The following is a 10505-nucleotide window of genomic DNA, read 5'->3' as shown; positions in this document are numbered from 1 at the left end:
CCGACCTTTTCTAAGTTCTCGCTGGCCGGGTCCCTGAACCCAACCAGCAAAAACTAAGAAAAGGCACAAGGTCAAGGACAAGCAGCTACCGCTGTGGCTCTGTGTTTAACCTAAAATAGAAGTTTTACCAACTAAAATAAGCAGGGCTAACCTATCTACTAGAAACAGGGGTATTTACACAAAATTATTGACACACCCGTTTCCAGGAACCCCCACAATATACGTTGCGGTTAATAATAGTAAGAATTTATCAAACTATAATTTATCATCGATTCACACATGTATTAGTGGATCTTCACCCCTTTCAATTGAAGTAAAAAATCAATTTGAAAGTTTAACAGGCGCTAAGTTGGTTGATGCTTATGGACTTTCAGAAGCATCACCGGTTACCCATAGTAATCCTGTAGAAGGTGTACAAAAGCCTGGTAGTATGGGGCTACCGATCTCTGGTACTGATTGTAAGATTGTAGATTTAGTTGATGGTGTAACAGAAATGAAAACAAATGAGCCTGGAGAGTTAATTGTCAAAGGTCCCCAAGTGATGCTAGGTTATTGGAATCGAGAAGAAGAAACAAAAATAGCTCTAAGAGACGGTTGGCTGTATACAGGAGATATTGCTTATATGGATGAAGATGGCTACTGTTTTATTGTCAGTCGGAAAAAAGATGTTATCATTGCAAGTGGTTATAATATTTATCCACGAGAAGTAGAAGAAATTTTATACGAACATCCATCTGTTCAAGAGACAGTTGTTTGTGGTGTACCTGATTCATACAGAGGGGAAACAGTAAAAGCATTTGTTTTATTGACAGAAGATTCAGTTCAAGTAACGGAGCAAGAATTAATTAGTTTCTGTCGTGAAAGATTAGCTCACTTTAAGGTGCCTACATCTGTTGAATTTAGAGAAGTGTTACCAAAATCAACTGTTGGTAAAATATTAAGAAGAAAATTAATAGAAGAAGAACTAGCAAAGTTAAATAAATAACTGGATGGGCCACACTTAATTGGATAGAATCGTTAAGATATTTTAAACTAGCATATCCCAATAAAAGTGGAGGGGTATCTATCATATGTAGAAGACCAAGAAGAAAATTCACAAGAGATTTTTAAAAATAATCTAACTCCTAAACAGAAGAGCTAATCAAATTGCGACTATAAAAGTAAAGACTAATTACAGTGAATGATATTGTAAGCAAGCTACATTACTCATTGGTCGAAACTATATGTATTAAGTAATAACTACTCGATATCAGGAATGTGAGAGACCCTATAAATTCCAAGAAGTATATAGGGATATAGCAGTTTTAATTGATGGAAAATTAAAAAAATAAATGAACTAAAACTAACAGGAAAAGAAAAACTAAAAATGAATTATAAAAGTTGAAGCGGCAAGTTAAGCTCACATCATCGTATGGGGGGTGAATTTTATTTGTGGAAGTGAATGTAATTATCAACTAACTGATGAAGCGTTTGATGCATTAGTTATTAAGCGAGTATTAAGTAACAATGCTTTATAAAAATTCAGTAAAAGAATCAACGTTTAAAACGTTTAAAACGATTAAATGTAGTTTATTAAAGGCAGAGTATTCTCAGCCTAACAATAACTTGGGGTTAGAGTTATCTATTATGTAACGAAAACTAGTTAATCATATTCGAATTCATGATTCATTGGACTATTTAATACTAATGGGATCCAAGTGTAAGCTTGAAATTGATATGATCACGAACTAACATAGAAACGCACTTTATTTGGAGGAGCGGGTATGCTAGCCTTTGGCGCCAGGCAAGTAAGTCTTTTGAACAATTAATGATGTGGCATGGAAATCATACCCGCAAAGCTCCAAGTCAAGCGATAAAATACGCCATAATTATCTCACTTCACTTTATTTTGATCCATTTTTACATCTTGCATTTCCAAAAAGATGTGTTACAATAATTTACAAGATTCTGATAATACTAACTAGTAGGTATTAACGTGATTATATACTGCATATAAATCATGATAGAGAACTTTTTGATTCTTAGTGTACCTGTTCTTTTTACAACAGGGTCCGCTCAATAGATGAACATATATTTCCATCCAAACCCATATCAAATCATGCCTTGAATAAAACTACATTAGAATAGATGCTAATCATTTTTTTCTAACATGTTTGTCGACTTGCACTAATCGTGTGAAACGAGCAAGGAGATGTGGAACATACAATGCGATTGTCAAAAGGATCCAATTAAAAGATTAACATTCATTTAATGTAAGCGCATCCAATCAACGTGCAATCGTCTAATCGTTTACATGGGAAAAATAGTTCGGAAATTTAGCCAAGTGTAATCACAACTTCCGTCAATCAAAAACGATATTTTCTTCGACAAAAAGGAGGCTTGCCATAACTTGAAAAAGATTGCTAAAGGAGCGATTCAACATGGAAATTAAAGTCCGGATTAATGAAACAGATATGCTAGGCCATATCAATCATGCTAGTTATTTTACATATATGGAAGAAGCGCGATTAGACTTTTTAAGAGGATTAGGGATGGATGTAAAAGATGAGAACTTTATGATTGTCCTTGCATCGGCAACATGTGACTTTATTCAACAAGGATATTTTGGGCAATCGTTGGAAGTACAAACAACCGTCAAAAAAATCGGCACTACAAGTTTTACGTTAGGAAATGACATTTTAGAAAAAGAGTCCAATGAGTTAATTGCCCAGGGAGAAGTAACCGTCGTTTATTTTGATAAAGAAAATCAGAAGCCAACACCACTCCCAGCAGAATTGAAAGAACAATTACAGGCGCATATTTCACCTCATAACGAAACAAAGTCTTCATAAAACAACAAATAAAAAAGATAAACAGTTCCTTGATCCAATTTCTAATTAAAAAGGATGAGTAAAACAGAAAAATATAGGAGGAAATGTCAAATTGAAAGCAATTCAATTGAATGAATATGGTGGACCAGAAGTTTTGCAATTGATCGATACCGAAGTACCATCTCTTGGTGAACAAGATGTATTAGTTGAAGTAAAAGCAGTTGGTGTCAATTATGCTGATACTGCTAGACGTCAAGGTGAATACGTTGTTCCTACACCATTACCATTTATTCCCGGATCAGAAGTTGCTGGTGTAGTGGCCGGTGTTGGGGAGAACGTGCAAGGTATTGAAAAAGGAATGCGTGTTGTTGCATTGATCGAGGCGGGTGGTTATGCAGAATATGCAGTTGTTCATGCGAAGGCGTTAATTCCAATTCCTGATGGTATGTCTTTTGCAGAAGCCGCCGCACTACCTGTGCAAGGGCAAAGTGCATATCATATTTTAAAAACAATGGGGCAACTACAGGAAGGTGAAACTGTTCTTGTTCATGCTGCGTCTGGGGGAGTTGGTTTATTAGCTGTTCAGTTGGCGAAAATATTTGGCGCAGGAAAGGTTCTTGCAACTGCAAGCACGCCAGAAAAGCTTCAGCTAGCTGAAAAGATGGGGGCAGATAAACTAATTAATTATTCAGAAGCTACATGGGTTCAAGAAGTGCAGCAATATACCAATGGTACAGGTGTCGATGTGGCGCTAGAAATGGTTGGCGGAAGTATATTTCATCAGACGCGGAAATGTTTAGCAGATTTTGGTCGACTTGTTATTTATGGAGTGGCTAGTGGTGAGCAAGCAAAATTCCATCCAGCATCTTTAATGGCGAGGAATCAAGCCGTTGTAGGTTTTTTCTTACCGCAAATTATGAAACGGCCGGATTTGTTTAGAAACAGTTTCAAAGAAATTTTAACATATGTGCAGCAAGGAAAATTAAAACTAACAATCGGTGGCACATATCCATTAGCTGAAGCGGCTCATGTACATCAACTTTTTCATGAAAGAAAAACGACAGGAAAAATTGTTTTAGAACCTTAAAGAACAACCCATTTACACGATTATGTAGGAAGTGAAGCTAACCAAAAAACTCGAGAATCTACTATATTATTGTACGTACAAAAAAGGTGATACGTAAGGTCAGTCAGTACAAATAGTTTTTAAATATTGTAGGAGGTGCCAATATGGGTGAGCAAATTGAGACGGTAACTGGTCCCATTTCAGTAAGTGATATGGGAAAAACTTTAATCCACGAACATTTTTTGTTCGGTTATCCAGGATATAGTGGCGATGTTACGTTAGGTCCATTTAACCGGGAAGAGGCTGTCCGAAAAGGTATTGAAGCAGCTAAGGCTGTTATGAAACATGGGGTTAAAACTGTTGTCGATCCAACGCCAAATGAGTGTGGACGGAATCCGGAAGTATTAAAGGAGATTTCCGAAGCTACTGGTCTACAAATTGTATGTGCAACGGGTTATTACTATGAAGGGGAAGGTGCAACAACATACTTTAAGTTTCGTCACACATTAGGAACGGCTGAGAAAGATATATATGACATGTTTATGACAGAAATAGAGGAAGGAATCGCTAATACAGGGATTCGGCCAGGTGTTATTAAATTAGCAACGAGTAAAGATGAAATTACGCCGTATGAACAGCTGTTTTTTACGATTGCAGCCCGTGTTCAGCAAGAAACAGGGATTATGATTCTCACCCATACGCAGGAAGGAACGATGGGTCCAGAACAAGCGAAGATGCTCGTTGATGCCGGTGTTGATCCAAGCAAAATCGTTATTGGTCATATGTGTGGAAATACGGATATCGAATATCAAAAGAACACATTAGCAACGGGCGTGAAAATCGGCTTTGATCGGTTTGGAATCCAGCAGTTAGTCGGTGCTCCGATGGATGAGGAGCGCGTGGAAACATTGCTACAGCTACTAGAAGCGGGCTATGAAAAACAGATTATGCTGTCCCATGATTCGATTATTTATTGGTTAGGTCGAGACCCGGAAATGAGTACGGAAGTAGCAGAACTCGTGAAAAATTGGCATCCTGTTCATCTTTTTGAAAATATTATTCCAGCACTCCAGAAAAAAGGAGTAGCGAATGAAACGATAGAGACGATGTTTCGTTTGTAAATGCAGTTTAAAAAACTTAGGGAGGAATCATGTGTGGGAAAACCCTGGCTAAATCATTATCCCGAACATATTAGACGGGAAATCGAAGTACCCGATCTATCACTTCCTGAGATGTTAACAGAAGCTATTCATCGTTATGGAGACCAATCAGCTATTTACTTTTATGGAGAGGAAATAACGTATAACCAACTTGGGGAAATGGTGCAATCATTCGCTGCTAGTCTTCAGGAACAAGGACTAGAAAAAGGGCGATCGAGTTGCACTGATGTTGCCGAATTGTCCCCCATATATCATTAGTTACTATGGTATTTTACTAGCTGGAGGAATGGTTGCTCAAGTAAATCCACTGCTTGTCGATAAGGAACTAGCCCATATTTTAATCGATTCCGGTTCCAAAACGATTGTAATTTACGAGCCATTGCTTCCTGTATTGCATCCCATTATCGATCAAACAGAGATCGAACATGTCATTGTTGTACGTTTGGGAGAAAATGAAGCGAAACATGATCAAGCAGTCGACTTTGAAACATTTTTAAAAAAGGCAACCCCCCTGATCCAGTCGCTATTGATAGCGTGGAAGATACGGCGGTTTTACAGTACACAGGTGGAACGACTGGACGTTCTAAAGGGGCAATGCTGACCCATCGGAATTTAGTTGCGAATGTAATCCAACAATACGAATATTTTCAAGATGTGCTTACACCTGGAGAAGATCGTGTCCTTACTGTTATTCCTTTGTTTCATGTATATGGGATGACATCTTGTATGAATCTTTCTCTTTACACAGGAGCCATGAGTATTTTATTGCCGAGATTTGATTTAGAAGAAGTACTCCAAATAATTCGTGATGTACAACCGACATCCTTTCCAGGTGTACCGACGATGTATATCGCATTAAATAGCCACCCGAAACTTAGTGAATACCAAGTTGATAGTATAAAAATTTGTAATAGTGGTAGTGCGCCTATGCCACAGGAAGTTTTACGATCCTTTGAAAAGCAAACCGGTGCTACGATTTTAGAAGGCTATGGATTATCCGAAACTTCGCCAACTACGCATTGTAATCCATTTTTTGGAACCCGGAAGCTGGGGAGTGTCGGAATTGGCGTTCCAGGAACGGATTATAAAATTGTGGATCTAGCGGAAGGAACAAAAGAACTTGCACCAGGCGAAATTGGGGAGGTTCTCATTAAAGGTCCCCAAGTAATGAAAGGCTACTGGAATATGCCAGAAGAAACAGCACAAACATTGCAAGATGGTTGGCTATCTACCGGTGATATCGCTTATATGGATGAGGATGGATATTTATTTATTGTCGATCGCAAAAAAGATCTTATTATTGCTAGTGGTTACAACGTATATCCCCGTGAAGTGGAGGAAGTTTTATATGGGCATCCGGCCATCGAGGAAGCAGTCGTCGTAGGGGTGCCTGATTCCTATCGTGGAGAAACAGTTAAAGCAGTCGTTGTCTTAAAAGAAGGCGCATCATGTAAGGAAGAAGAACTAATAGCGTATTGCCGAAAAAATATGGCTGCATATAAAATACCACGAATCATAGAATTTAGAGATGAATTACCGAAGACAAGTGTCGGCAAAATATTACGTCGGAAAATAAGAGAAGAATCACAAAATAAGTAGAATCATTATCATGAATCAGACATGATACAAAACTGGGATGCTTCTAGAAAAATGATTAATTTACCTGAATTATGTTGGAGGATAAAAGGAGGAATAGATGGTGAAATCACTTTTACATAAAAGTTGGCCGAAAGATGTTCCCAATGAATTGGAATACCGTCTTGGTGAAAAACCGTTACATGAATATCTAATTCAAAATGCTATGGATTATCCAAATGAGCCTGCGTATCATTTTTATGGAAAAGAAATTACTTGGCACCAATTAAAAGAAAAATCCATGCGCTTTGCACAGTTTCTCAAAAATAAAGGAATGGGAAAAGGAAATCGGATTGCGTTATTTATGCAAAATTGTCCACAATATTTAATTGGTCATTACGCAATTCAAATGATTGGTGGTATCGTTGTTCCACTAAACCCAATGTACAAAAGCTCTGAGCTAGAATATTTTATTAACGAGGCTAACATTCAAGTGATCATTACGGGACAGGAATTGTATCAGCTAGTCGCAAATATTACGCATCAAGTTTCATCTCTTCAGTTTGTTGTTACAACGCACTATGCGGATTTTTTATCAACGAACAACACACTTCCACTTCCAGATGAGCTTAATATGAAAAGACAAGAAATCAAAGACTCATTCGATATGCTTTCGGTTATTGAAGGGAACAATCCGATTGAACAGGTCGAAAAAGTAGATATTTGGGACGATGTCGGTTTGATGGTTTTTACTTCTGGTACAACGGGGCGTCCAAAAGCTGCCATGCTTACGTATGGAAATGCATTATTTAAAACAGCGGCATCTGCCCATGGGTATTTAATTGGTGCTCAAGATATTACATTGGCATCGGCACCACTTTGTCATATTGCGGGAATGGTCATGGGTGTCAATATACCTATATACAGTGCTTCTAGTTGTGTTTTACTTACACGCTTTGATCCAGAAGCGGCAATTAAAGCGATTGAAACGTATAAAGTGAATAAATTATATACCGTTGCACCAATGAATGCAGCAATCTTACAATACCCGGGAATTGAAAACAGAGACTTGACTTCCCTGGAGTTAAATTTTGCGACAAGTTTTGGAATGCAAGTAGATGAAGAATTGGCAAATGCTTGGGAAAAAGTAACTGACGGCTGTTTACTTTTTGAAGCGTCTTATGGTTTAAGTGAAACACATACATGTGACACAATTATGCCAATCGACAAAGTGAAACATGGTTCCTGTGGTATTGCTACGTATGATACAGAAATTCGTATTGTCGATATGGAAACTGGTACCGATTTACCTCCTGGAGAACAAGGAGAAATTGTCGTTAAAAACCCTGGAGTATTCAAAGGTTATCTCAACCGGCCAGAAGATACAGCGGAAACATTGCGAGATGGTTGGGTGTTTACTGGCGATATTGGAATGCTTGATGAGGATGGATATTTATATTTTAAAGGTCGTTTAAAAGAAATGATCAAATCATCCGGATTTAGTGTTTTTCCCGAAGATGTAGAAGCTTTATTAAGTGAACATGAAGCTATTTCCCAAGTTGCTGTCATAGGTATTCCAGATGAAGTTCGTGGCGAAAGTGTCAAAGCATTTATCGTGTTAAAACAAGAATACAAAGGGAAAATCTCTGAAGATGAAATCATTGCATGGTCCAAAGAAACAATGGCTGCATACAAGTATCCACGTGAAGTAGAATTTCTTGATAGTTTACCAGCAACGAGTTCAGGCAAAGTGCTGAGACGGTTATTAAAAGAGAACTAATACCTAGGATGGTGGATGGGATTGACCCATTAAACGAACTATCAATAGTAAATGAAAATAAAAGAGATAAGGGAGAAAGCTATGGAAAACGTAATCAACGAACTAATGGAGCGAAAGGAAAAAGCTAAACTTGGAGGCGGTCCAGAAAAAATTGCTAGACAACATGAGTCTGGTCACTATACTGCTAGAGAACGTAATGAAAAGCTAGTTGATCCTGGAACGTTTCTTGAATTAGGTTTACTAGCCCATTCCGACCAACCTGGAAGTGAAGAAATAAGTGCAGGAGATGGTGTCATTACGGGGCTTGCAAAAGTAAATGGGCGGCCGATTGTTTTACAAGCGGCAGACAAAACAGTTTTTGCAGCAACAGAAGGAATGGTCTATTTTCGCAAAACAAAAGCGGCCCATGCCTTTGCCGTAAAACGTGGATTTCCTTTAGTGAATTTAATGGAAGGTGGCGGTTTACGGATGCCGGATGGGATGGGCTCTGATGGTATTAGCCAAATGCTTTTTCCAGATGAACTTTTATTACACCATCGCCAAGTTCCAATGGTGACAGCGATTTTAGGAGATAGTTTTGGTGGACCAACATGGACTGCCGTATCTTCCGACTTTGTTACCCAAGTAAAAGGAACAACGATGGCAGTTGCTGGCCCGCGTGTGCTCGAAATAGCAACAGGGGAGAAGGTGACGAATGAAGAATTAGGTAGTTGGCAAGTACATGCTAATCATACAGGACAGGTGGAACATTTCGCTGAAAATGAAGAGGTGGCCATTGATGAACTGAAACAGTTTTTAGACTATATGCCCCTCCATAGCGGTGAAGAACCACCTTATCGGGAAACGATGGATGATCCTTATCGAAGCCTAGATGAAGTAGTTGATCTTGTACCTACAAGGCAAAAACGGGCCTATGATATGAAAAAAGTAATAAAACAAATCGTCGATGATGGTACGTACTTGGAGCTAAAACCAAGTTATGGTCCTGCTATTATTACCGTCTTAGCCCGGATCAATGGCAGAGTCGTAGGAATTATTGCTAACAATCCGATGCAGTTTGCGGGAGCGGCTGGAACGAAGGAGTCGGATAAGGCTACCGATTTCATCGTCTTATGTGATTCCTATCATATACCGCTCATTTTTTTACACGATACGCCGGGCTTTCGTGTGTCAAGTGAAGCTGAGAGATTAAAGATGCCTACAAAAATTATGGTCTGGAACCAAGCACTTGCCCAGTCAACGGTTCCGAAGATTTCTGTTGTTATTCGAAAAAGTATTGGAGCTGCTTATGGGAATATGTGCGGCCCGACAATGGGAGCTGACTTTGTTGTTGCCTGGCCTACAGCTGAGATTAATTTTACTGGACCAGAAGTTGGCATTAACGTTGTTTATGGTCAGCAATTAAAGAACGCTGAAAATCCAGAAGAAGAACGTGAAAAATTACTGAAGCTTTGGGGTTTTGATGCTTCTCCTTATAAAGCAGCCGGTAAGTATCTCATTGATGATGTCATTGACCCTCGGGATACACGCAAATTTTTAGCCCAGACATTGGAATACGCCTGTAACAAAAACGGTGCAAAAAGTGAGCGACTTCTAGCTAATTGGCCAACTGGCTACTAGCTATAAAATGGATAGATTCATAGAAAGTGGGGGATCTTATGCGATTAAAAAACAAAGTAGCTATCATTACAGGGGGCGGAGGAGATATCGGAAGAGCAATCGCTTTACGTTTTAGCGAAGAAGGTGCCCAAGTGCTTGTTGCTGATATTTCAAAGGAAGCAGGGCAGGAAACAGTAGAAATGATTAACAATCGGGGTGGAAAGGCAGTATTTCACCGGACCGATATGACCAAACAAGATGAAGTGAAAGCATTGATAGAAAAAGCACTTGATACATTTCAGCGGATTGACATCGTCTGTAACAATGCAGGAGTAAATAGTGAAGAGAAAAAAATTCCGGATGTTTCCTTAGAGGAATGGCAGAAAGTAATTGCTATTAATCTGGTAGTGTCAAAAGTTCTATGAAAACTCAGTATTGGAAGGATGTGTTCTAACGAAAATAGAGAAAATGCCGCCGCAATCGCTCTTGACAAACACGTCAATGGTTTGATTTCG

6 protein-coding genes and 2 pseudogenes are annotated in these 10505 nt (G+C 38.8%); all 8 read left to right on the top strand.

The window, feature by feature from the left end:
* Positions 1 to 199: 199 nt before the first annotated feature.
* Positions 200 to 985 (top strand): annotated as a pseudogene (locus IEV18_RS15430) (AMP-binding protein); the annotation flags it as partial.
* A 1435-nt stretch (positions 986 to 2420) separates the two neighbouring features.
* Positions 2421 to 2831, top strand: a complete 411-nt coding sequence (locus IEV18_RS15425) for an acyl-CoA thioesterase (RefSeq protein ID WP_188393278.1) — start codon at positions 2421 to 2423, stop codon at positions 2829 to 2831.
* Positions 2832 to 2922: 91 nt separating this feature from the next.
* Entirely contained in the window at positions 2923 to 3897 is a 975-nt protein-coding gene (locus IEV18_RS15420) for a quinone oxidoreductase family protein (protein WP_188393277.1), read from the top strand.
* Positions 3898 to 4040: 143 nt separating this feature from the next.
* Positions 4041 to 4997 (top strand): phosphotriesterase family protein, encoded by a 957-nt coding sequence (locus IEV18_RS15415; protein ID WP_188393276.1) that lies wholly within the window; start codon positions 4041 to 4043, stop codon positions 4995 to 4997.
* Positions 4998 to 6635 (top strand): annotated as a pseudogene (locus tag IEV18_RS17545) (long-chain-fatty-acid--CoA ligase).
* Between the two features lie 100 nt (positions 6636 to 6735).
* Positions 6736 to 8391, top strand: coding sequence for an AMP-binding protein (locus IEV18_RS15395; RefSeq protein ID WP_373281950.1), 1656 nt, complete (start codon positions 6736 to 6738; stop codon positions 8389 to 8391).
* Between the two features lie 81 nt (positions 8392 to 8472).
* Positions 8473 to 10011: an acyl-CoA carboxylase subunit beta gene (locus IEV18_RS15390; protein ID WP_188393271.1), complete on the top strand. Its 1539-nt coding sequence runs from the start codon at positions 8473 to 8475 to the stop codon at positions 10009 to 10011.
* Between the two features lie 38 nt (positions 10012 to 10049).
* Entirely contained in the window at positions 10050 to 10415 is a 366-nt protein-coding gene (locus IEV18_RS15385; protein ID WP_188393270.1) for an SDR family NAD(P)-dependent oxidoreductase, read from the top strand.
* Positions 10416 to 10505 lie beyond the last annotated feature (90 nt).

The organism is Compostibacillus humi (genome assembly GCF_014637175.1).
In the GTDB taxonomy this organism is placed as follows: domain Bacteria; phylum Bacillota; class Bacilli; order Bacillales; family Amphibacillaceae; genus Oceanobacillus; species Oceanobacillus humi.
The sequence above is the reverse complement of the archived record's forward strand: the minus strand, read 5'-3'. Positions and strand labels throughout refer to the sequence as shown.

Coding starts and splice junctions, on each gene's coding strand:
- IEV18_RS15425 (WP_188393278.1), top strand. CDS start 2,421: ATGGAAATTAAAGTCCGGATTAATGAAACAGATATGCTAGGCCATATC.
- IEV18_RS15415 (WP_188393276.1), top strand. CDS start 4,041: ATGGGTGAGCAAATTGAGACGGTAACTGGTCCCATTTCAGTAAGTGAT.
- IEV18_RS15390 (WP_188393271.1), top strand. CDS start 8,473: ATGGAAAACGTAATCAACGAACTAATGGAGCGAAAGGAAAAAGCTAAA.
- IEV18_RS15385 (WP_188393270.1), top strand. CDS start 10,050: ATGCGATTAAAAAACAAAGTAGCTATCATTACAGGGGGCGGAGGAGAT.